The organism is Kitasatospora sp. Ki12, from assembly GCF_054601375.1.
Genome location: NZ_BAAIHT010000002.1, coordinates 2,926,467 through 2,946,320, shown reverse-complemented (window position 1 = coordinate 2,946,320; position 19,854 = coordinate 2,926,467). Strand labels below are relative to the sequence as shown.

The window sequence follows — 19,854 nt, the reverse complement described above, 5'->3', positions numbered from 1 at the left end:
TTGCGGCGGCCACCGGGGCCGATGAAATGATCACGAGATGAGCACCATCATCAGACGTGTACGGCAAGAGGACTGGGCGCGGGTCAGGGAGATCCGGCTGGACGCGCTGCGGGACCCGGTCGCGGCCATCGCCTTCCTGGAGACCCACGAGCAGGCGGCCGCCAGGCCCGACGAGTTCTGGCAGGGCCGCGCGACGGGCGCAGCCGAGGGCTCCGCGGTGGCGCAGTTCGTCGCCGAGGACGCGGACGGGCGCTGGCTCGGCACGGTCAGCGTGCTGATCGAGCACCCCGGCGGGCCGGCCGCCCTGGAGGGCGACGTCATCGAGGTCGAGCAGGCGCACATCGTCGCGGTCTACGTCCGGCCCGAGGCGCGTGGCACCGGGCTGGCGCCCGACCTCATCCGGGCCGCCCGGGACTGGGCGTGGTCGCTGACCGACCCCCGGATCGAGCGGGTGCGGCTGTTCGTCCACGAGGACAACGCCCGGGCCGAGGCGATGTACGTCAAGGCCGGCTTCGAGCACACCGGCGTGGCGCTGCCCGTGCCCGGTGGGGTGCCGGGGCGGGAGATCGAACTCGCCGTGCTCCGGGGCTGATCGGGGCTCCTCGACGGCCGGGGCCGGGGCCGGGACCGGTCGCGGTCGGCCAGGGCCGGGCAGGGTTGTGAAGGCCGGCCGGGGTTGTGAAGACCGGGTCACCGGGCGTTCACGCACCGGGACTGACGGTCGTCGCCGGTGCGGTGGTGTCATGAACACAGTCGCCCGGTGACCGACCGGGCCGGCCCAGGAGACTTCCCCATGATGCTCCGTCAGCGCCTGACCGTCGTCGCCACGGCGACCGCCCTCGCCGCCGCCGGGCTCGCCGTCGGCACCGCCCACGCCGCCACCGCGAACTCCCGTACCGTCACCGCGAGTTGTTCGCAGGCCTACCTTCCCCTGCCCGACCCGAGCTGCACCCCCGGCGCGTACAACCCGGACGTCACCCAGGACACCATCGGGCAGACCATCTGCGTCTCCGGCTGGACCGCCACCGTCCGCCCGCCGACCAGCTACACCAACCCGCTGAAGGTGCGGCAGATCGCCCAGTACGGCTACGCGGACACCAGCACGGCCGACTACGAGGAGGACCACCTCGTGCCGCTGGAGCTCGGCGGCGCCCCGCGCGACCCGGCCAACCTCTGGCCCGAGCCGCGCTACGGCAGCCAGCCGGCGCAGAGCAAGGACTCCGTCGAGACCAAGCTCAAGAACGCGGTCTGCGGCGGCCGGGTCGGCCTGGACGACGCCCGCGCCGCGATCGCCGAGGACTGGACCACCGCCCTCGGCGTCCTGGGGCTGTGACCCGCGCCCCGGGCGTGGTGAAGCCGGTTCACCGCGCCCGGGCGTGAAGGAGCCGCCCGGCCCGTCCGGTCCCCTGTGCCGGACGGACCGGGCGGCCGTCTATGGGGTGCCGGCGCTCGGATGGAGCGCCGCGCGAGCCGACCGCGCGGATCAGCCGCGGCGGTCGTGCGGATCAGCCGCAGTCGTCGTGCCGATCGGCCGCGGCCGTCGTGTTGGATCGGCTGCGGCCGTCGTGCGGATCAGCCGCAGCCCGGGAGGGCCTCGCACATCGGCGCGGTCATGCCGGTGCCGACATAGCGGTCCTCGGGGGCCTTCCAGGCGTCCTTGGGCTGGGCGCCGCCCTTGGTGGTCGCCCAGACGGACAGCTCGCTGACCGCCCCGCCGTCGGTGACCACGTACTCGTGCAGGGTGACGGTGCCGCCGTCGGCCTGCGGGACGGTCAGGACGGCCGCGAAGTACGGTGCGTCCGCGGCGCTGTTGACCTTGACGGTGGCGCCGGGCGCGGTCTTGGCGCAGCCCTTCAGCGCGTCCGTCAGGCGCGAGTCGACCATGTTGGTCGTCTGCTTGGTGCCGCTGCTGTGGGTCGGGTCGCCGACGAACAGCAGGGTCTGCTGGGCCGTCCAGCGGTCGCCGCCGAAGCCGACCGAGGCCTTCGCGGAGGCGGCGCCGGCGAACCCGTACTCGTCGTCCTTGGCGATCGGGGCGTGGCACAGCTCCATGCCCTTGAACTGGACCGGACCGGTCTGCGGCTTGGCGTTGGCCGCCAGCGGCGCGTAGTGGTAGGTCTCGTCCATCGGGATGCTCTTGGTGTCCATCCAGGCCTTGGCCGGGATGCCCTTGCCCGCGCCCTCGGCGCCGCCGGTGCCGGCCGGCTTCGGGGCGCCCGTGGCGGGGGCACCGGTTCCGGTGCCGGCCGGGGCGGCGGTGGCGGACGGTGCGGGGGCGGCGGTCTTGCCGGCGTCCTGACCCGCGTTGTCCGGGCCGCAGGCGCTCAGGGCGCCCAGGCAGACGAGGGCGGCGGCGGTGGCGGTGACCAGTCGGGTGCTGCGCAACTGACGATTCCTCAAGTGTCCGGTGGCGTGGATCGGGGTCCGGTGCGCATCGGCCGCGGGCCGCGGATCCGCGGCACCGCCCGTTCGCCCCCGCCGCCCGGGCGACCCGTGGTCGCGGGCACTCGGCATGGCTGTTCCTCCCCCGTTGTCGTGCGGCCGTCCGGCTCCTGGTCGCTGCGGCCCGCTCGGGTCTGAGGGGCGGTCAGCGCCGGTGCTGCGTCGACGGCGGTCGAAACCTACGCCAAGCGACCGCCGGGAGCAAAGCGGGATTCCGACGGACGCTCGGGCGGCCGGGAGGGCCGCCCGGCACTGGTGGGGAACATGTGTGCGGGCGTGGCGGGAGCTATGGGCGGGGCGCGGGGGAATTCTGGAGCGCGCGGCGGGCGGTGGGTGCCGCCGAGGCGGCCTCCGGGGCCTGCGGATGTCCTGCGGGGGCTACCCGTGGGCGCCCGGGACGCCGAGCTGCTGGGCGAGCCAGGGGAGAGCCTGGGCGAAGGTGGCGGCGCCGGTCTGCCAGCTGTGCTTGCCCGAGCCGACGGTGGACACGGTGCGGATGCCGTCCTTCCTGGCCGCCGCCTCCAGGGCCTTGGCGGACTCGATCTGGCCGTGCTCCTCGTCGCCCTGGCCGAAGTAGCCCGAGACGCCCTGGTACTTGGGGTGGTGGGCGAGCACGGTCAGCGGGTCATGGGCGGCCCAAGCCGCGGCGTCCCCGCCGTACAGCTCCTGGACGGTGTGGTCCTTGTCACCGATGAACGGGCCCTTGTCGCCCGAGAAGTCGCCGAAGTGCGTGAAGACACCCGGGTGTTCGACGGTCAGGTCGACGGCGCAGGTGCCGCCCATCGACCAGCCGGCCACGCCCCACTTGTGCGGGTCGGTGGCGGCGTTGAAGGTCTTCTGGACGAACGGCGGGATGTCCTTGACCAGGTGGGATTCGGAGTTGCCGTGCGGACCGTCCACGCACTCGGTGTCCACCCGGAAGCCGCCGGTGGCGTCCGCGAAGACCAGGATCGGGGCGAAGCCGTTGTGCCGGGCGGCGAACTCGTCGGCGGTCTTCACCGCGTTGCCGGAGCGGATCCAGTTGTCCGGCGCCGCGAACTCGCCGCCGATCATCTCCAGCACCGGCAGCTTGGGCCGGGTCTGGCTGCGGAACCAGGCGGGCGGCAGGTAGACCAGCTCCGGGCGGTGCGCGAAGCCGCCGCCGGTGTCCGGGATGTCGACCTGGACGATGCGGCCGGTCTTCGTCCTCCCGTGGACGGAGGCGAGCTCGGCGAGCGTGATCTGCTCCGGCAGCGGCTGCCCGCTGAGCTCACCGAACGCGTCGCCCAGGGTCGGGTAGTAGCCGGTCGCGGCGTTCAAGCTGTTCGCGGCGCAGAACAGCGCCAGCAGCGCGGTCGGCACCACCAGTACCCGCCGCCACCAGCGCGCGCCCCGCCAGCCGAACCCGAGCACGCACAACGCCCCGACCGCCACCCCGCTCCACAGCCACACCCCGTACGGGATCGGGTCGGTGATCCCGCTCAGCGCCGGCACGGCCACGGCGGCGACGACGGTGACCACCAGCGCCGTCCCCAGCGCGATCGGCCCCCACTTCACCCGCCACGCCCGGTCCCGCCGGCCCACCGCGCCGAGGAACAGCACGAGGGCCGCGGCCTGGACCGTCCACGGGAACCAGCCGTCGAGCAGGGAGACGTTCATGCGGCCGGAGGCTACGCGGGGAGGATGAGAGCCTGGTGAGAGGCTGGCAGTTCGCTGGGAGGGAGCTGTGAGGGGGTGGGGGAGGAAGGGGGAAGGGGGCGCCGAAGAGCGCGGAGCCGGGCGCCACCGCCTGGCGCACCGCCCTCGGCCCGCTCGGCCCAGCCCAGCGGCGGCTGGCCGTCGACACGCTCCTGGCGTACGAGGCCGCCGTGGGCGCCGAGCGGGACTGACGCCGTCGGCCGGGGGTCGGGGCCGGGGCCCGGGTCAGGTGCCGGTGGGCCGCCGGAACAGAGCCGTGAGCAGGAAGGGCAGGCCGAAGGCCGCCGAGCCGGGCTCCTGGGCGGCCATCGGACGGACCTCTATCGGCGTGAAGTCGCGGAACAGCGACCGGAGTTCGTCCGGTGAGTAGGCCAGGCCGCCCTCCAGCTCGCCCCGCCGGTACAGCTCCTCGTCGGGCCGCTCGGACCCCATCGCCCCGGCCGCGAACGCGGTGACCGCGAAGTGCCCGCCCGGCGCGAGGACACGGTCCAGGAGCGCGAGGTAGCTGACCCGGCGGTGCGGCGGGAGGTGGTGCAGGCAGCCGGAGTCGTAGACCAAGTCGTACTGTGCGTAGGGGAGTTCGGCCTCGAAGATGCTAGCCCGGTGGAAGCGCAGCCCGGTGCCGACGCCGGCCTCGCGGGCGCGCTCCCCGGCCCAGGCGACGGCGGCGGAGGAGAGGTCGACGGCGTCGACCTCGAAGCCGCGGCAGGCCAGGTGGACGGCGTTCCGGCCGGGGCCGCAGCCCAGGTCGAGAGCGCGACCGGGGCGGAGCAGGCCGCGGTCGAGGTAGGAGACCAGGTTCTCGTCCGGCGCCGGGGTGAAGAACGGGCGGTCGGCGGACCGGTCCGCGTAGAAACGGTCCCACCAGGACTCGGCCGGTGGGAAGAGCCGGTCGAGCAGGGCCAGAACGTCCTCGGCGGTGCGGGTCGTACGGTTCATACGGCCGAGCCTAGGCGGCCCGACGGGTGCGTGCGAGTGCCCCAAACCCTGCTGTGACGTGGGCTGTTGAGGCTCCGGTGGTGGCGGTAGGGGCAGGTGGTTCGGCCCCGGGCCGGGGCGCGGTGACGCCCCGGCGCGGGGCCGGGAAAGGGCCGTTCCGCGCGGTGCTGAGGGCTGCTCCGAAGGGGGTCGGAGCAAAGCTTCGACAAAGGGCGGCGGGTCAGACGGCGTACCGGTCGTGCGGGGTGCCGCGCTCCCACACCGCCTCGAAGGCGTCGGCGACCAGCTTCACCACGGCCGGGTCCTCGGTGTACTCGTGCCCGGCCCAGTCACCGTCGCCGGTGAACCAGTGGAACAGCACCAAGCGGTCGTCGATCAGCCAGAGATCGTTGCCCGGCAGAGCGATGTCGGAGGCCAGCCGCCGGGGAAGCCACCGCACCTGCTCCCCGGCCGCGATGTTCACCGGCGTGAGCGCGTGCTCCCACCGGATGTACTCGGTGACCGGCTCGGAGACGATCCGGGCCCGCCGCATGACGACACCACGTCCGACGGTCTCCCGAACCAGCGGCACCCAGCCGGCCCAGCCCTCGGAATCCGGATCCAGATCGACCCGGCCCGAGCGCCTGAACTCCTCGAAGTCCTCGGCCTCGTAGGCGACTCCATAGACGTCGCGCATCTCCAGATGGACGGCCGTCCGCTGAGCGCCCCGGAGCAGAGCGGTGTAGTCCGGATCCTTCTGCGTCATCGCATGCCTTTCGTAGGAGTGGCACCGCCCGCACCTTCACAGTCTTGCCAGGGCGAGGGCGAGTTCGGTGGCGGTGGGGCGGTTCTGCGCGGGTGCGCGCAGGACCGCCCGCAGCGGGGTCAGGAGGGCGGGCCAGGACGTGTCGGTGTGGAGGGGGATCGCGCCGGTGGCGATGGCGGCCCGACGGGCGGAGGGGCCGGCATCGGGGCCGATGCCGGCGGCGTCGTAGTCGAGCGGCCACCGGCCCGTGACGCAGGTCCACAGCGTTCCGGCGAGGGCGTACACATCGGAAGCGGCGGTCGCCCTGACCGGACGCTCACCGGATTCGACGGCGGCGGCCAGTTCGGGGGCGACGAGGTGGGTGATGCCGCCCTGGAAGATCGGCGACGGAGGGAACGTCGGCGACCAGGCCCAGGACAGATCGAGCAGCTTCGCGCCCTGGGCGGTGTGGACGCCGTGAGCGGGTTGGAGGTCGCCGTGGACCCATGCGGCGGAGTGCAGTTCGGCGACGGCCCGGCACAGGGCGATGGCTCCGGCGAGGGCCTGCGCGGGGTCGCCGCCGTCGGCGCGGATGGGCTTGAACAGGTCCCAGGTGGACGGTCCCGCGAGCCAGGGGGTGACGTACCAGACGCCACCGGCGTAGCGGCCGGCGATGACGGTATAGCCGGGCAGCTGGTCCAGGACGGCGCTTTCCCGGGCAGTGATCTCCTCGCCCTCGCCGTGGCCCGCCTTGATCGCCACGGAGCCCCGGACACCGGTCGCCTTCCAGACGGCCGAGCCTCGTCGGTCGGTGATCCCGGTGAGAGTGACCGGACCGAAGATCGACTCGGCGGCCTTCACCGCTTCGCCGGGGCAGAGCGTGAACTCGCCCATGCCTGTACCGCCTTCCTAGTTACAGGGGATGCGCTCGAACGCGTCGCGGCCGTCGTCGGTCGCGGCAGCGAGGGCCCGTGCTGTTGCGAGCGCGGAGCGCCCCGGCCGTGTGCCGGGGCGCTCCGCTGATCCGGGTCATGGTCACGCGGTAGCCTCGCCCGGGACGACGGCTTCGTGGTCCGGTCACCGGCCCAGGGCGCCGACCGGGCTGCTGGGGTCGTCCAGCCAGACGGTGTTGGCCTCCGGGGTCACCGTGAGGCCGTAACGCTCAAGCACGGGACGGCCGTTGGAGATCCACGCCGTGGCCGCCGCCTCCAGCTCGGACCAGAGGGAGCGCGGGCCGCCCTGGAAGGCGCGCGTGGTGCCGTCGGGTCGGCTCTCCAGGACCGCCCATGATCCGTCCGCATGGAGGAACCACCGGCCCGCGACGCCGTCGGCCACCAGGCGCAGCCGGGTCGTGCCGGGCATGGCGATCTGGGCGGTCCACAGGAAGGACGGGTCGTCCAGGGTGTCGGGACGGACGGTGGTGTCGAGGCCGGCGGTGTCGTGGCGGGCTCGGACGGCGGCGCGCATGAGGGGACCGATCGGGGGCCGCCGGGTCTCGCGGGAGAGCATGAACGAGACGTCGGAGTCGATGAACCGGCCCTGCGCTTCGCCGCCGTCGCCGACCCGCAGCTTCACGTACCCGTAGGCGTCGAGGCCGCCGACCAGCGACACCAGGATGATGGCACCGGGCCGAGCCTGGGCCGGCCAGGCGGGCGGGACGTGGTCGGGTGAGTACGTGGCGATGATCCGGTCGTACGGTCCGCCGTCCGGGCAGCCCTTGGCGCCGTCGCCGACGACCAGGCGGGGCCGGTGGCCGAGGGAGGCGAGCCGTTCGCCGTCCGCGGCGGACAGGACGGCGTCGTGCTCCACGCTGGTCACGTACCGGTCGCCGAGCCGGGCGCACAACAGCGCCGTGGAGTAGCCGGTGCCGGTTCCGACTTCTAGTACGTTCGCGCCGTCCGGGACGTCGAGGTCTTCGAGCATCCGGACGACGACGCCGGGGAGGGTGGAGGAACTGGTGGGCGTCCCGGTGCGGGGTTCGGCATGCGGCCGGGGGAGGGTGCCGTGGTCGAGCTGGGTGACCCACGTGGTGTTCTCGTAGGCCAGCCGCAGCCACCGTTGCGGGTCGGTGTCCCGGCTGACGGCGGTGTAGCGGGTGATGCCGTCCGGGCCGTCCGCGGCGGTGTAGAAGGTCGGCAGGAAGACGTACCGGGGCACCGCCAGCACCGCGTCCCGCCACTGCGGGCTGCGCAGCGAGCCGTCGCGCGCCAGTTCCTCGGTGAGTTCGGCGCGCAGTCGGTGCGCCGTCCCGTCGGTCCCGTCCAGGTTCTCACTCACCTGTGCTGCCCTTCTCCAGAAGATCCGCGATGGCGCGCGAGACCGGCACGCCGGTCCTGTGCTCGATCCACGACCACTGCCCGTTGGGGTTCACTTCGAGGAACCGCCATTCCCCGGCCGGGGTCACGATGAAGTCGAAGGCCCCGAAGACGAGCCCGAATTCGCGCATGAACGCCGAGACGCGGTCGCGAACCGGGCCGGGGACGGTCGTCGGCCGGTAGGTGAGGCTCTTGTAGTCGGTGCGCCAGTCGATGCGGGCGGCCTCCGAGCCGGCGTGGATCTCGACGGGGAAGAAGTGGTCGCCGACCACGGTCAGCCGGACCTCGTGGGCCTTGTCGATCCACTCCTGGAAGAGGTGGGCGCACAGCCGCACCGAGTCGTCCAGGGCCGCGGGGTCGATCACGACGGTGTCCACGGGGGCGCCCAGGCTCTTGGTGATGACCGGGACACCACCGAGGTCGGCGGCGAAGCGCCGGCCCGCCTCGGGGTCGTTGGTGATGATGCTGCGCGGTGGATTCAGCCCCAGCCGCCGGGCGACCGCGAGTTGCCACGGCTTGTGGTTGGCATCGAGGTCCCGCGCGGGGTGGTTGATCCACAGGCAGGGAAGAGAGACGGCGACACCGACGAAGCCGGCCCGGGACTGGGCGGCGGCGAACCGCCGCCCAGCCTCGGACATGCCGTCGGGCAGCCGGAACTCCTCGGGCCTGCGGAAGTACACCGACCGGACCCGGGACAGGTCGAGCGTGCGGTGCCCGTTGTCGAGCACCCCGGCCCAGCCGTCCTCCAGGGTTGCGGCCAGGGTGAGTTCGGTCGGGAACTCGGCGGTGTCGCAGCGGAACACCGGGACGCCCCGGTCGTTCAGGTGCTCGACCACCAGATCCGCAGTGGAGTCGAGGCGGTTGGTGAGAACCAGCACCGCCTCGCCGTCGGGTTCCGTCACCTCGGTTCTCCTAGTAGAAGTCGGTGCCTTCGTCGTTCTTGCTGTCGGAGTTGGTGTTGCTGCTGGTCTCGCCGCTGGCGGTGTGCGCCCAGGGGTTGCCGTCGGAGGTGACGGCGATCTGCAGGGCGTGGTCGTACGTGACGCCGGCGGCGTCGGCCGGCTCGCTGGTCTGGCGAGCGGCGAAGCGCATGGCGAACGGCTGTTGGGCCGTGGAGGCGGTGGGCATGGAGGTCTCCTCTCGTGCTCGAAGCGGTGGATGCTGCCGGCGCCGGTGTCTGCGGGGATCGGTGTCCTCGCGCCGGGCGGCATCACCGACGGTATGGAGTAATTGACCCGGTACTCAACGTACTTGCGGCTTCTTGCGCGGATTCACCCAAGTGCAGCGAGCGCGGATGCGATCAGCGTTCTCACGTCGTTGCCGTGGACAGCCATCCGGTTCAGCTCGGCGAACGCTCGTGCGTAGTCGGCGACTTCTCGCGGTTGGGTGACGTCGATTCCTGCCGTCAGAGTCTCCACCATGACGTGCTCGTCGTTGTGAAGGTAGAAGGCTTCCAGGGGCCAGACGGTTCGTTCCGCGCCGAATGGGATGACCCCGAGCGAGACGGAGGCGAGCGGCAGGACGGCAAGCAGATGCCGCAACTGGCCGGCCATCTCTTCTGACCTGCCGATCCGATGCCGCAGGACGCCCTCTTCCATCACCACGGCGAAGCGGTGTCCGCCCTCGTAGAGGAATCGGCTGCGGGCGATCCGGGCTGCGACCGCTTCGGTGACGTCGTCGGGGTGGCCCTGGAACTGGCGGATACTGCGCATCAGCGCGGTGGCGTAGGCGGGTGTCTGGAAGAAGCCCGGGACTACGTTGGAGACGTACACCCGTGTCAGCGCCGTCCGCTCGTACAGGGCGTTGATGGTTTCCTGCGCCTTGCGCATTCCATTGCGCTGGATACGCCGCCACTCCATGTACATCGACTCGACAGCGCGGGTGGTGGCGACGAGGTCGGCGGCCTGATCGTCGGCGCCGCAGGCAGCGCACCATGCCCGGATGTCAGCGTCGGACGGCGGCATCTTGGCGTTGATGATGCGGGAGGTCTTGGACTCGTGCCAGCCACACCGGACAGACAGCTCCTGCCCCCGGAGCCCCGCGTCCAGCATCAACTCCCGAAGCCGCGAAGCGACTGCGCGCCGGGCGGCCTGGGCGCTGGAGGACGGAGAGGAGGGCATGGGTGTCTGACCTGCGAGTTGGCGCTACACCGTGTATTCGTCGTGGTCGATGCCGCGCTCCCATACGGCCTCGAAAGCCGAGGCGCAGAGTTTCACCACAGCCGGGTCCTCGGTGAACGTGAGTCGCGGCTCCGCCCACGCGCCATCGCCGGCGAAGTGGTTGAACAGCACGGCGGTGCCGTCGAACAGCCAGAAGTCGTTGCCCGGCAGGGCGATGTCGGAGGAGCCGCGGCGGGGAAGCCAGCGGACCTGCTCGCCCAGTGCCAGGTTCGCGACGGTCAGGGCATGCTCGTAGCGGATGTAGTCGGTGACCGGCTCGGACACGATCCGGGCTCGACGCATCTGCACACCACGGTTGGTGGCCGCACGTACCATCGCCCCCCACCGGGTCCAGTGCTGTGACTCCGGATCGTTGTCGGCGTACCCGCTGCGAAGGTACTCGGCGAAGCCGCCGCTGTCCTGGCCGGCGTAGGTGTCCCGCATCTCCAGGTGAACTGCCGAGTGCTGAGCGCCCTCCAGCAGGTCGGCGAAATCCGGCACCTTACTGGCGCTCCGCGTCATCGCATGCCTTCCTCAAGATCGGAACCATCCTGGCCGGGATACGGACCACGGCTTCGGGGTCGGGAATGCCCTTGGCATGGCCGGGTGCCCACTCGGTGTCGATGATCTCGCTCAGCAGGGCGGCATCCGGGCGCCATCCCTGGATCACGATCTCCCGCGTCTCGTTGTCCACCCACACCGTGGGCGATCCCTCGTGCTCGGTGTTCGGATCAATGCCCGCGAACTGTAGCGCCATGGTGGTGCCCTCCTGTAGCGAGCCACACTTGCCGGTACTTGCGCGACGGTTTCGCGGAGTTGGCGACCAGTCAAGAGGCGTACGGGAGCGCACGAGCGGAGCGCTCGCACTGGTAGGCGGGCGGCCCCGCGTGGTGCGCGGGGCCGCCCGGGAGGTGCTTCAGAGGGTGGTGGGGAAGTCGTCGGAGCGGATGCCGGCGAGGAAGGACTGCCAGGCCTCGGGGGTGAAGGTGAGGGCGGGGCCGTGGGGGTCCTTGCTGTCGCGGACCGGGATGATGCCGGTGATGCCGTCGGCGACTTCGACGCAGTTGTCGTTCGGGTTGCTGGCAGTTGCTTTCTTCCACTGCACGGGGAGTGCGGAGGCGACTTCGATGCAGTTCCCGCCCTCGCTGCCGCTGTAGCTGCTCTTGCGCCATGTCGGGTCAGCTAGCACGTGGACGACCTCCTGCAGTGGCCAGTTGGTTGTGGGCTGCCCCGCGCGGCGCGGGGCAGCCCACGGTACTGGCCTAGCTGGAGACCGGGAACTCGCCGGCTTGGATGCCGGCGAGGAAGGACTGCCAGGCCTCGGGGGTGAAGGTGAGGGCAGGTCCGTGGGGGTCCTTGCTGTCGCGGACCGGGATGATGCCGGTGATGCCGTCGGCGACCTCGACGCAGTCGCCGCCAGCGGCGTTGCTGTAGCTGCTCTTGCGCCACTTCATGCTTCGTACCCTTCTGTTGCCAGCTGGCGCATCCAGGACAGGGAGTCGTCAGGAGTCATCGCCAACGAGGCCAGTTGGTTGAAGACGGTCTCGTGCCGAGTGATGTCAGCCTCCTTCTCGATGTAGATACTGCTGGTGACTGACTCGGAGAAGGCGATCTCACCCGGCACATCCGAGAAGGAGAGGATGCGGAAGTTCGTGCCCATTGCCGCGTGAGCGCCCGCGCTGAACGGAAGGACCTGGATGGTGATGTTGGACAACTGAGCAGCATCGATCAGCTTGCTGACTTGCTCAGTCATCACGTCGGTTCCGCCGACCGCGCGGCGGAGGACCGCCTCGGAGAGCACGGCGTGCACAGCGAGTGGTTCCGGGTTCCGGATGAGTTCTTGGCGTTGGAGTCTGAGTTTGACCCGGCGTTCGATGACCTGGTCACTGTCCGAGTGGAAGGTTCGGAAGATTTCGCGTGCATAGCCAGCGGTTTGAAACAGCCCAGGAACCAACTCGGACTCATAGGAGCGAATCCGGGCGGCGTCGGCCTCCAGGCCCACATAGGTCTGGAACCAGTCCGGCAAGGTATCGCCGTAGTCGTGCCACCATCCGCGCTGTGTGCTGCGACGGGTCAGGGAGATGAACTGGTGAAGTTCGGCCTGGTCGCCGACGCCGTACAGTTCGAGCATCGCTCGGACGTCGGATTCCTTGAGCGTCGTCTGACCTGACTCGATGCGCGACACCTTGGTCGCGCTGAACCCGAGCGCATCTGCTGCGGACTTGGCCTGCATCCCGGTCCGTTCGCGCAATCGTCGCAGCTCGGAGCCGAGCCTACGGCGCAGCACGGTTGGACTGTCCACGCTCGTCGCTCCCTCTTGGTTGACGTCGGGTCACAGTCTGCCACCTCCCTTGGTGATCACAAGAGTCTTGCGGCGCCACGCAATTGCGCGGAGATGCGCTTGCGCGATGTAGCTATTGCGGAGCATCCTACAGAGAGTAGTCCGGCGGATCGCCTGAGTGATCAAGATCGGATCTGCGACCGGGCATCCCCATGCCGTCGCCCGGTCCTCGCATGGCTTCAACCCCTCTCCCCGGAAGGTGAATTCGCCATGTCATCCACCTCCTCCACCATCTGGTTGCCGCGTAGCCGTCGATCCCCGGCCGAGGCCCGCCGCCGGCTCTCCTCCCTCCTCTCCGCCGTCCCGGACGGGGAGCGGTTCCAGGACTCCGGGCTGCTCGCCGTCTCGGAGCTGGTCACCAACGCCGTCCTGCACGGGACGCCGCCCGGCTACCTCATCTACCTCTCGCTCGACGTCGACCCGACCCGCCTCCGGATCGAGGTGCACGACGCTCGGCGGGACCGCGTGCCCGTCCTCTCTGCGCCCGGCCTCGCCTCCGAGGCCGGGCGCGGGCTGCACCTCGTGACGTCCGTCGCCAAGCGCTGGGGCTGCTGCCCGCGCGAGCCCCGGGGCAAGATCGTCTGGTGTGAGGTGGCCGCGTGAGGGCCGATCACGACGTCCTCGTCGAAATCCCGGGCGTCAGGCCGCCGGTCGTCGTCACCCTCGATCCCAGAGCTCTGGAGAGGATCTGGGCGGTGATCTGCCACCTCCCGATGCCCAGACCCCAGCACCACGCCCTGGAGCGCCGCCTCACCGGCCCCTGCGCCAAGCGCGACGTGATCCGGGATCTCGCCGCCGACCCCGTCCTCGTCCTCCCCGCCGGCGACCGTGAAGTCCGCATCCGCTGGGCGAACCCCTCCGAGGAGCCCGCGTGATCCGGGACTGGTGGTTCCTGCACTGCTCCCGCAGTCGCCTCGCTCGACTCTTCCGTGCCGAGCGGCGCCGCCTCGACGCCGAGCTGGCGTGCTGGCTGGCCGAGGCGTCGGCGGCCGTTCGGCGACGCGTCCTGGCCGGGATCGTGGGCGAGCGGCCGCCGGGATAGTGGCGTGTCGGACGATCCCCTGCATGCTAGGTTCGAACGCGTTCAAAAGTTCAGGCGCGTGCAGGGGGAGTCATGGATGCGGTGCCGGTGAGTGCCCGGTGGCTGTCCGGGCTGGGGTGCGTCGCGTTCCTGCTGCCGGTGGTCGCCGTCGCGGACGGGTTCGGTACGGCCGGAGTGTTCCTGTACGCGGCCGGGCTGCTCTGTGTCGTCGCCTGTGCCGTGCCGCCCTTCTTCCGCGACCCGAAGCGTTTCCGGGTCGCCTGTGCGGCCGCCGGGATGGGCGTCGCGGCGGTGTCGATCCCCTCGGGCCTCGTCGGCCTTCTGTTCGCGGTGACGATCGAGGCCTGGCCCCTGTACCTGGCCTTCCTCGCCCTGCCAGCCACGGCGATCGCCGGCCTGATCGCCGCGTTCCAGCGCGCCCGCGGCCGCAGTCGTGGCCGCCGGGCCGCTGTGGTCGCCTGGGGGTGTGCGGCGGCCACAGCGGCCGGCTGGTCGGCCGTCACCCTGTGGGCGCTGTCGGTCTGAGAGTCAGCCCGCGAAGCGCTCGCGCAGGGCGGCGAGGCCGGACGCGAAGACGCCGCGCACCAGGTCGCCCGACTCCTTCCGGTGCGCGGCCTCCGCGTCGTACCTCGCGTACCACTCCACGAAGCTGGCGCCCAGCTCGGTGACCGGGGTGACCCTGAGTGTCGCCCGGTAGCCGTCCAGGTGGAACGTCCCGTCGGGGAAGCTGTACGTGTAGCTCCGGGCGTCCTCGTCGTAGCCGAGCAGGGTCTCGTGCAGCACGGTGCCGTCGAACTCGAACACCCGCACCGCGCCGATCGCGTTGCCCGTCAGCTCGTTGCCGAGGCTGCTCTCGGGCAGGTCGGGGTGCCAGCCGCCGAGGCCGTGAAAGCTCCCGATCAGCTTCCACACCCGCTCGGCCGGGGCCTCCACCACCGTGCTGACCTTCGTCTCCGCCATGGTCGTCGCCACCCTTCCGATGTTCCGCCAGGACGGAACTCATCCTCGGGCGCGTGACGGGGCGGGCGCCAGTGGGGCAAGCCGTAGGATCGCCGGATGATCACCGTACCGGCCGGCCGGGTCACGCTCTCCGACCGTCGCACCCAGCGCAGTTGGGCCGTCGACGTCGCCTCGTTCGAGCTGGCGGCCTGTCCGGTCACCCGTGAGCAGTACGAGGGCGTGGCCGGTGACCGCCACCCAGCGCACAGCGTGTCGTGGCACGACGCCGTCCGGTACTGCAACGAGCTCTCCCGCCGCGAAGGCCTCACCCCCGCCTACGAGTCGGACGGCGAGGACGTGGTCTGGGACCGCGCCGCCGACGGCTACCGGCTGCCCACCGAGGCCGAGTGGGAGCACGCCTGCCGCGCCGGTACGGACGGCCCGCGCTACGGCCCGCTGGACGAGATCGCCTGGCACCGCGCGAACTCCGGCGAGCGCCCGCACGAGGTGGGCGAACTCCTCCCGAACGCCTACGGGTTGTACGACCTCCTCGGCAACGTGTGGGAGTGGTGCTGGGACCTGTACGACCCCGAGGTGTACGGCAGCTACCGCGTCCTGCGCGGCGGCGGCTGGTTCGACGAGCACTGGAGCTGCCGCGCCTCCGTCCGCCGCCGCAGCCACCCGATGCTGGGGATCGACGACGTGGGATTCCGGGTCGCCCGCTCGATTCGCGCGTGCAGCCCGACGTCAGGCGCAGTAAAGGGAATTCGGGCGCGGTAAAGGGGCTCCAGCGCAGTAAAGAGAATGTCAGCGCAGTAAATCCGCGACGAAAAGAGATCTGCCGGAATTCCTCGGCCAATTGCGGAACCGCCGCGCCCGAGCGGGCGTTCTCGCAGGCATGAACCAGGAACAGATCGCCCTGCGCCCGATATCCGAAGCCGACTTCCCGCAGTTCCTCGCCCTCCTGAACGACCCCGAGGTCATGGGCGAGCACCTGTGGTCCGGCTGGCGGCAGCCGGACCGCATCCGCCGGGTCTGGGGTGAGAACGGGCTGCTCACGGACGAGCAGTGGACGCTCGCGGTCACCGCCGACGGCGAATTCTGTGGCTATGCCGCCGCCATGCGGGAAAGCGCGTCCCCGGCCGCCCCGTACTGGAATCTGGGCGCGCAGCTGCTGCCCGGGGCGCGCGGCCGGGGTATCGGCACCCGGGCCCATCGGCTGTTCGTCGATTACCTGTTCGCGCATTCGCCGGTGATGCGGCTGGAGGCGGAGACCGAGTCCACCAACCGTGCCGAGCAGCGCGTGCTGGAAAAGGTCGGCTTCACCCGCGAGGGCGTGCAGCGGGCGCAGACCTTCCGCGACGGCGATTGGCGGGACGTGGTGCTCTACAGCCTGCTGCGCACCGACCCCCGGCCCGCGCGCTGAGGAACCGCTGAGGAACCGACGTACGGGTGAGGGCCGTTGGGGTCGGTATGACCGACGAACCGACCGCCCTCAGCCCGATCGCCGAGACCGACCTCCCGCAGCTGGACGCGCTGGTCGCCGGCCCCGAACAGTTGGCTCCGTTCCAGTGGTTCGGCTGGCGTGACCCCGGCCGGTTCCGCCGGATCTGGGCCGAGAACGGCCTGTTCTCCGACGAGCAGTCGGCGCTGGCGGTCCGGGCCGGGGGCGAGTTCGCGGGCTTCGTCTCCTGGCGTCGGGTGAACGCCGGGCCGAACACGTCCTACTGGAACATCGGCATCCAGCTCCGCGCGGAGTTGTGCGGCCGGGGTATCGGCACCGAGGCCCAACGGCAGCTGGCGCGCTACCTGTTCGCGCACACGACGGTGATGCGGCTGGAGGCGGACACCGAGGTCACCAACGTCGCCGAGCAGCGCGCCCTGGAGAAGGCCGGCTTCACCCGCGAGGGCGTGCGGCGAGGCGCCACCTTCCGGGACGGCGAGTGGCGGGACGGGGTCGTCTACAGCCTGCTGCGCACCGATCCGAAGCCTTGAGCCACCCCGAACCACTCCTCGGCGAGGTCGTCCAGCGTGCGCGCCGTCGGCTTCAACTCCCGTAGGTACCACGGCAGATTGCTGTAGACGTGGAGCAGGGTGTACGCCATCAGCAGGCGGGGGTCGAAGGGGCGGCCGTACGCGGCCAGCAGTCGGCCGAGCAAGCCCGGGTCGGCGCGGGTGGTGAAGAGGCCGACGGCGACCAGGTCGTAGGCCGGGTCGCCGATCATCGCGGGCTCGAAGTCGAACAGGCCGGTGAGGCGCCAGCCGGCGGCCGGGTCGGTGAGCAGGTGCTCGCGCATGAACTCGGTGTGCAGCAGGGCGCGTCCGGGGGCCGCCGGGAGCGGGGCGGCGGCGAGGAAGTCGGGGATCTGCTCCGCCCAGGCCTCCGGCAGGCCGCGCTCGCGCTGCCGGGTGACGGCGCCGGCCCGCTGGCGGGCGAGGAAGGCGGGCCAGTCGCCGGGGCCGAGCGCGTCGGCGAGCGGTTCGGGGTCGAGGGCGTGCAGGGCGGCGAGCGCCTCGCCGCAGTCGTGGGCGATCCGTTCGCGGTCGGGCCGCGGGATGCGCGGCCAGGCGGGTGCGAGGCCCTCGCCGGGCAGCCGGGACATCAGGACGTAGTGCCAGCCGTTGACGTACGCGCCGGCCGCCCGGACCTCCGGGGTGGGGATCGGCAGCGCTCCCCGGAGGTGGCCGAGGACGCGCTCCTCGGTGCGGCCGTCCCGGGCGCTGGGGGCGGGGAACAGCTTGAGGACGTGCTCGTCGCCGACGGCGTAGACGGGGACGGAGCCCTCCGCGAAGCGTTCCAGCGGCAGGCCGCCGACGCCGAGCCGGGCGCAGAGGGTCGCGGCGCCGGGGCGCATCACCGCTTCGTCGGGGACGACCGCGTCCCAGTCCTCGTCCGTCTCCACCAGGGGCAGCATGGGCGCACGGTAGGCGGGGCGGGGCCGGCGCGCCAAACCGTTTTCACCCGCGTTCACCGGCTCCGCAGGCGTCGGCGTCGGGGGAGACCGGCTCGGGCCCGCCGGCCGGGTCGCGGGTGAGCAGGTAGCGGGCGCCGGGGCCGGCCTCGGCGGCGCGGTCGCCGGCGTTGTAGAGGGCGCAGCGGGACAGTGAGAGGCAGCCGCAGCCGATGCAGCCGGACAGCTTGAGCTTCAGCAGTTCGAGTTCGGCGATCTGTTCGTCGATCCGGCTCTGCCAGGACTCGGCGACCCGGTCCCATTCGGCGCGGCTGGGCGCCGGGCGGTCGGGGAGGCGGTCGAGGGCGACCCTGGCCTCGTCCAGGGAGAGGCCGACCCGTTGGGCGGCGCGGACGAACGCGATCCGGCGCAGCGTGCCGCGGGTGTAGCGGCGCTGGCCGCCGGAGGTGCGGGTGGCGTGGATCAGGCCGAGGGTCTCGTAGTAGCGCAGCGCCGATGCGGCGAGGCCGCTGCGGTCGGCGAGTTGGCCGATGGTGAGCAGGTCGCTGTGGTGCGGGCCGGGGGCTCGGTGGCTGTCCGGAAGGGTGGTCATGGGCACCCACTGTAACCGCTTGACCTCAAGTCGGCTTTAAGTTGCACCATCGTGGTCATGACGACGAACGCAACCGCGGACACCGTGACCGACGCCCGTTCCGAGGACCTGCCGGAGGCCCGTCCCGGCACCCGGTTCGAGGACCTGCCGGCGCTGATGGGCCGGATGACCGGCGCCGAGAAGCACGGGCCGGCCGCCACCTCCACCCTGGACGTGCTCTGGGTGCTGTACGACCGGGTCCTGCGCGTCACCCCGGCCACCGCCGAGGACCAGGACCGCGACCGCTTCCTGCTCTCCAAGGGCCACGGCCCGATGGCGTACTACGCGGTGCTGGCGGCCAAGGGCTTCATCGACCCCGAGGTGCTGGCGAGCTTCGGCGGCTACGACTCGCCGCTCGGCCACCACCCGGACCGCACGCTGGTCCCCGGCGTGGAGATCTCCTCCGGCTCGCTCGGGCACGGGCTCCCGCTGGGCGTCGGCACGGCACTCGGGCTGCGGGCGCAGGGCCTGGCCGACCCGGCGGTGTGGGTGCTGGTCGGCGACGCCGAGTTCGACGAGGGCTCCAACCACGAGGCGGTGGCCTTCGCCGGGGCGTCCGGGCTGGACCGGCTGCACGTGGTGGTGATCGACAACACCTCGGCCACGCACGGCTGGCGGGGCGGCATCGCCCAGCGCTTCGCGGCCGAAGGCTGGTCCACCGCGACGGTGGACGGCCGCGACCACGAGGCGCTGCACCGGGCCTTCACCGCGGAGCACCCGGGCCGCCCGCACGTGGTGGTCGCCCGGGTGGAGCCCAAGGAGAACCACTGAGCGTCCGGCCGTAACCCGCACGCCAAACCGAGAGCCCCGAAAGGAACTTCACCGATGGACACCATGCGCGACCGCTTCGTCGACGTCACCTCCCGCCTGCTGGACGAGGACCCCCGGCTGGCCGTGGTGCTCGCCGACATCACGGCGGCCGCCTTCACCCCGGCCCAGGAGCGCCATCCCGACCGGGTGGTCAACGTCGGCATCCGGGAGCAGCTGCTGATCGGCGCCACGGGCGGCCTCGCGCTCACCGGGATGCGCCCGATCGCCCACACCTTCGCCAGCTTCCTGATCGAACGGCCCTTCGAGCAGGTCAAGTTGGACCTGACCCACCAGGGCGTCGGCGCCGTCCTGGTCAGCGCGGCCGGCTCCTACGACTGGCCGGCCGGCGGCCGTACCCACATGTCCCCGGGCGACGTCGCCCTGCTGGACACCCTGCCGGACTGGACCGTCCACGTCCCCGGCCACCCGGACGAGGCCGAGCAACTGCTGCGGCACGCCTACGCGGACGGCGACCGCAATGTGTACGTCCGGCTCTCGGCGCACCAGAACGCGGAGCCGGTGGCGGTCGAGCCGGGCCGCTTCACCACCGTCCGCACCGGCTCGCGCGGTGTGGTGCTGGCCGTCGGGCCGATGCTGGACGCGGTGCTCGCGGCCACCGAGGGCCTGGACGCCACCGTGCTGTACGCGGCGACGGTGCGCCCCTTCGACGCGGCCGGGCTGCGTGCGGCGGTCGGGGACCGGGCCGACGTGGTGCTGGTCGAGCCGTACCTGGCGGGCACCTCGGCGAACGCGGCGCACGAGGCGCTGGCCGACCGCCCGCACCGGGTGCTGGGACTGGGCGTGCCGCGCGAGGAGCACCGGCACTACGGCTCGATCCCGGAGCACCTGGCCGCCTACGGCCTGGACGCGCCCGCGCTGCGGGAGCGGATCGGCACCTTTCTCTGGTGAACCAGTCCTGCGTG

The 19,854-nt window shown here is 71.8% G+C and carries 28 protein-coding genes; 11 read left to right on the top strand and 17 right to left on the bottom strand.

Annotated elements, in window-relative coordinates; translation table 11 throughout:
* Positions 1-37 precede the first annotated feature (37 nt).
* Positions 38-592 carry a GNAT family N-acetyltransferase gene (locus ACYP53_RS30740; RefSeq protein WP_189914948.1) on the top strand — a complete coding sequence of 185 codons (555 nt, stop codon included), beginning with the start codon at positions 38-40 and terminating at the stop codon, positions 590-592.
* A 201-nt stretch (positions 593-793) separates the two neighbouring features.
* On the top strand, positions 794-1,333 hold the full coding sequence (locus ACYP53_RS30735) for a hypothetical protein (protein WP_459649770.1): 540 nt from the start codon (positions 794-796) through the stop codon (positions 1,331-1,333).
* Between the two features lie 239 nt (positions 1,334-1,572).
* On the opposite strand, the gene ACYP53_RS30730 is transcribed toward ACYP53_RS30735, so the two are convergent.
* The 14 genes from ACYP53_RS30730 to ACYP53_RS30665 all read right to left on the bottom strand — a co-directional run bounded on the left by ACYP53_RS30730 (position 1,573) and on the right by ACYP53_RS30665 (position 12,558).
* Positions 1,573-2,385 (bottom strand): hypothetical protein, encoded by an 813-nt coding sequence (locus tag ACYP53_RS30730; protein ID WP_189914944.1) that lies wholly within the window; start codon positions 2,383-2,385, stop codon positions 1,573-1,575.
* Between the two features lie 435 nt (positions 2,386-2,820).
* Positions 2,821-4,080, bottom strand: coding sequence for an alpha/beta hydrolase (locus tag ACYP53_RS30725; RefSeq protein ID WP_459649769.1), 1,260 nt, complete (start codon positions 4,078-4,080; stop codon positions 2,821-2,823).
* 264 nt (positions 4,081-4,344) lie between these two features.
* The gene (locus ACYP53_RS30720; protein ID WP_459649768.1) at positions 4,345-5,058 is read right to left on the bottom strand and encodes a class I SAM-dependent methyltransferase; all 714 of its coding nucleotides are present in this window, start codon (positions 5,056-5,058) and stop codon (positions 4,345-4,347) included.
* 220 nt (positions 5,059-5,278) lie between these two features.
* Complete coding sequence (locus ACYP53_RS30715; protein WP_459649767.1) at positions 5,279-5,803, bottom strand: DUF6879 family protein; 525 nt, start codon at positions 5,801-5,803, stop codon at positions 5,279-5,281.
* A gap of 36 nt (positions 5,804-5,839) precedes the next feature.
* The gene (locus ACYP53_RS30710) at positions 5,840-6,676 is read right to left on the bottom strand and encodes a protein kinase family protein (protein ID WP_459649766.1); all 837 of its coding nucleotides are present in this window, start codon (positions 6,674-6,676) and stop codon (positions 5,840-5,842) included.
* A 183-nt stretch (positions 6,677-6,859) separates the two neighbouring features.
* Positions 6,860-8,059, bottom strand: a complete 1,200-nt coding sequence (gene tgmC, locus ACYP53_RS30705) for an ATP-grasp peptide maturase system methyltransferase (RefSeq protein WP_459649765.1) — start codon at positions 8,057-8,059, stop codon at positions 6,860-6,862.
* Entirely contained in the window at positions 8,052-8,999 is a 948-nt protein-coding gene (gene tgmB / locus ACYP53_RS30700; protein WP_459649764.1) for an ATP-grasp ribosomal peptide maturase, read from the bottom strand. The genes tgmC and tgmB overlap by 8 nt, the downstream gene beginning before the upstream one ends.
* Before the next feature lie 10 nt (positions 9,000-9,009).
* Positions 9,010-9,225 carry a putative ATP-grasp-modified RiPP gene (gene tgmA, locus ACYP53_RS30695; RefSeq protein WP_189914929.1) on the bottom strand — a complete coding sequence of 72 codons (216 nt, stop codon included), beginning with the start codon at positions 9,223-9,225 and terminating at the stop codon, positions 9,010-9,012.
* A gap of 143 nt (positions 9,226-9,368) precedes the next feature.
* Complete coding sequence (locus ACYP53_RS30690; RefSeq protein ID WP_459649763.1) at positions 9,369-10,217, bottom strand: helix-turn-helix domain-containing protein; 849 nt, start codon at positions 10,215-10,217, stop codon at positions 9,369-9,371.
* A gap of 24 nt (positions 10,218-10,241) precedes the next feature.
* Positions 10,242-10,778 (bottom strand): DUF6879 family protein, encoded by a 537-nt coding sequence (locus ACYP53_RS30685; protein ID WP_189914924.1) that lies wholly within the window; start codon positions 10,776-10,778, stop codon positions 10,242-10,244.
* The gene (locus ACYP53_RS30680) at positions 10,759-11,013 is read right to left on the bottom strand and encodes a hypothetical protein (RefSeq protein ID WP_459649762.1); all 255 of its coding nucleotides are present in this window, start codon (positions 11,011-11,013) and stop codon (positions 10,759-10,761) included. Before ACYP53_RS30680 ends, ACYP53_RS30685 begins: the two co-directional genes overlap by 20 nt.
* A gap of 159 nt (positions 11,014-11,172) precedes the next feature.
* Complete coding sequence (locus ACYP53_RS30675) at positions 11,173-11,445, bottom strand: DUF397 domain-containing protein (protein ID WP_459649761.1); 273 nt, start codon at positions 11,443-11,445, stop codon at positions 11,173-11,175.
* A gap of 73 nt (positions 11,446-11,518) precedes the next feature.
* Positions 11,519-11,710 (bottom strand): DUF397 domain-containing protein, encoded by a 192-nt coding sequence (locus ACYP53_RS30670; protein WP_459649760.1) that lies wholly within the window; start codon positions 11,708-11,710, stop codon positions 11,519-11,521.
* A complete protein-coding gene (locus ACYP53_RS30665) occupies positions 11,707-12,558 on the bottom strand; it encodes a helix-turn-helix domain-containing protein (protein WP_459649759.1) in 852 nt (283 codons plus the stop codon). The genes ACYP53_RS30670 and ACYP53_RS30665 overlap by 4 nt, the downstream gene beginning before the upstream one ends.
* Positions 12,559-12,807: 249 nt before the next feature.
* Between ACYP53_RS30665 and ACYP53_RS30660 the strand changes: the two genes are divergently transcribed.
* The 4 genes from ACYP53_RS30660 (at position 12,808) to ACYP53_RS30645 (ending at position 14,164) form a co-directional block, all read left to right on the top strand.
* On the top strand, positions 12,808-13,200 hold the full coding sequence (locus ACYP53_RS30660) for an ATP-binding protein (RefSeq protein ID WP_459649758.1): 393 nt from the start codon (positions 12,808-12,810) through the stop codon (positions 13,198-13,200).
* Positions 13,197-13,472 (top strand): hypothetical protein, encoded by a 276-nt coding sequence (locus ACYP53_RS30655; RefSeq protein WP_459649757.1) that lies wholly within the window; start codon positions 13,197-13,199, stop codon positions 13,470-13,472. The genes ACYP53_RS30660 and ACYP53_RS30655 overlap by 4 nt, the downstream gene beginning before the upstream one ends.
* Positions 13,469-13,639 carry a hypothetical protein gene (locus tag ACYP53_RS30650; RefSeq protein ID WP_459649756.1) on the top strand — a complete coding sequence of 57 codons (171 nt, stop codon included), beginning with the start codon at positions 13,469-13,471 and terminating at the stop codon, positions 13,637-13,639. The genes ACYP53_RS30655 and ACYP53_RS30650 overlap by 4 nt, the downstream gene beginning before the upstream one ends.
* A gap of 72 nt (positions 13,640-13,711) precedes the next feature.
* Positions 13,712-14,164 carry a hypothetical protein gene (locus ACYP53_RS30645; RefSeq protein ID WP_459649755.1) on the top strand — a complete coding sequence of 151 codons (453 nt, stop codon included), beginning with the start codon at positions 13,712-13,714 and terminating at the stop codon, positions 14,162-14,164.
* A 3-nt stretch (positions 14,165-14,167) separates the two neighbouring features.
* Here ACYP53_RS30645 and ACYP53_RS30640 read toward each other — a convergent pair whose 3' ends face one another.
* Positions 14,168-14,611, bottom strand: coding sequence for an SRPBCC family protein (locus tag ACYP53_RS30640; RefSeq protein ID WP_459649754.1), 444 nt, complete (start codon positions 14,609-14,611; stop codon positions 14,168-14,170).
* 84 nt (positions 14,612-14,695) lie between these two features.
* Here ACYP53_RS30640 and ACYP53_RS30635 point away from each other — a divergent pair, with 84 nt between their 5' ends.
* From ACYP53_RS30635 to ACYP53_RS30625, 3 genes are all read left to right on the top strand, one after another.
* Positions 14,696-15,358, top strand: coding sequence for a formylglycine-generating enzyme family protein (locus ACYP53_RS30635; protein WP_459649753.1), 663 nt, complete (start codon positions 14,696-14,698; stop codon positions 15,356-15,358).
* Positions 15,359-15,476: 118 nt separating this feature from the next.
* Positions 15,477-16,004 carry a GNAT family N-acetyltransferase gene (locus ACYP53_RS30630; RefSeq protein WP_459649752.1) on the top strand — a complete coding sequence of 176 codons (528 nt, stop codon included), beginning with the start codon at positions 15,477-15,479 and terminating at the stop codon, positions 16,002-16,004.
* Positions 16,005-16,051: 47 nt separating this feature from the next.
* On the top strand, positions 16,052-16,573 hold the full coding sequence (locus ACYP53_RS30625; RefSeq protein WP_459649751.1) for a GNAT family N-acetyltransferase: 522 nt from the start codon (positions 16,052-16,054) through the stop codon (positions 16,571-16,573).
* Here the strand turns inward: ACYP53_RS30625 and ACYP53_RS30620 are convergent.
* Together ACYP53_RS30620 and soxR are read right to left on the bottom strand one after the other, a co-directional pair.
* Positions 16,540-17,493, bottom strand: coding sequence for a phosphotransferase family protein (locus ACYP53_RS30620; protein ID WP_459649750.1), 954 nt, complete (start codon positions 17,491-17,493; stop codon positions 16,540-16,542). The genes ACYP53_RS30625 and ACYP53_RS30620 overlap by 34 nt on opposite strands.
* Positions 17,494-17,536: 43 nt before the next feature.
* The gene (gene soxR / locus ACYP53_RS30615; protein WP_189914887.1) at positions 17,537-18,082 is read right to left on the bottom strand and encodes a redox-sensitive transcriptional activator SoxR; all 546 of its coding nucleotides are present in this window, start codon (positions 18,080-18,082) and stop codon (positions 17,537-17,539) included.
* A 57-nt stretch (positions 18,083-18,139) separates the two neighbouring features.
* On the opposite strand from soxR, the gene ACYP53_RS30610 reads away from it, so the two are divergent.
* Positions 18,140-18,892 carry a transketolase gene (locus ACYP53_RS30610; protein WP_189914885.1) on the top strand — a complete coding sequence of 251 codons (753 nt, stop codon included), beginning with the start codon at positions 18,140-18,142 and terminating at the stop codon, positions 18,890-18,892.
* 54 nt (positions 18,893-18,946) lie between these two features.
* Positions 18,947-19,840: a transketolase family protein gene (locus ACYP53_RS30605; RefSeq protein ID WP_459649749.1), complete on the top strand. Its 894-nt coding sequence runs from the start codon at positions 18,947-18,949 to the stop codon at positions 19,838-19,840.
* Positions 19,841-19,854: the final 14 nt, after the last annotated feature.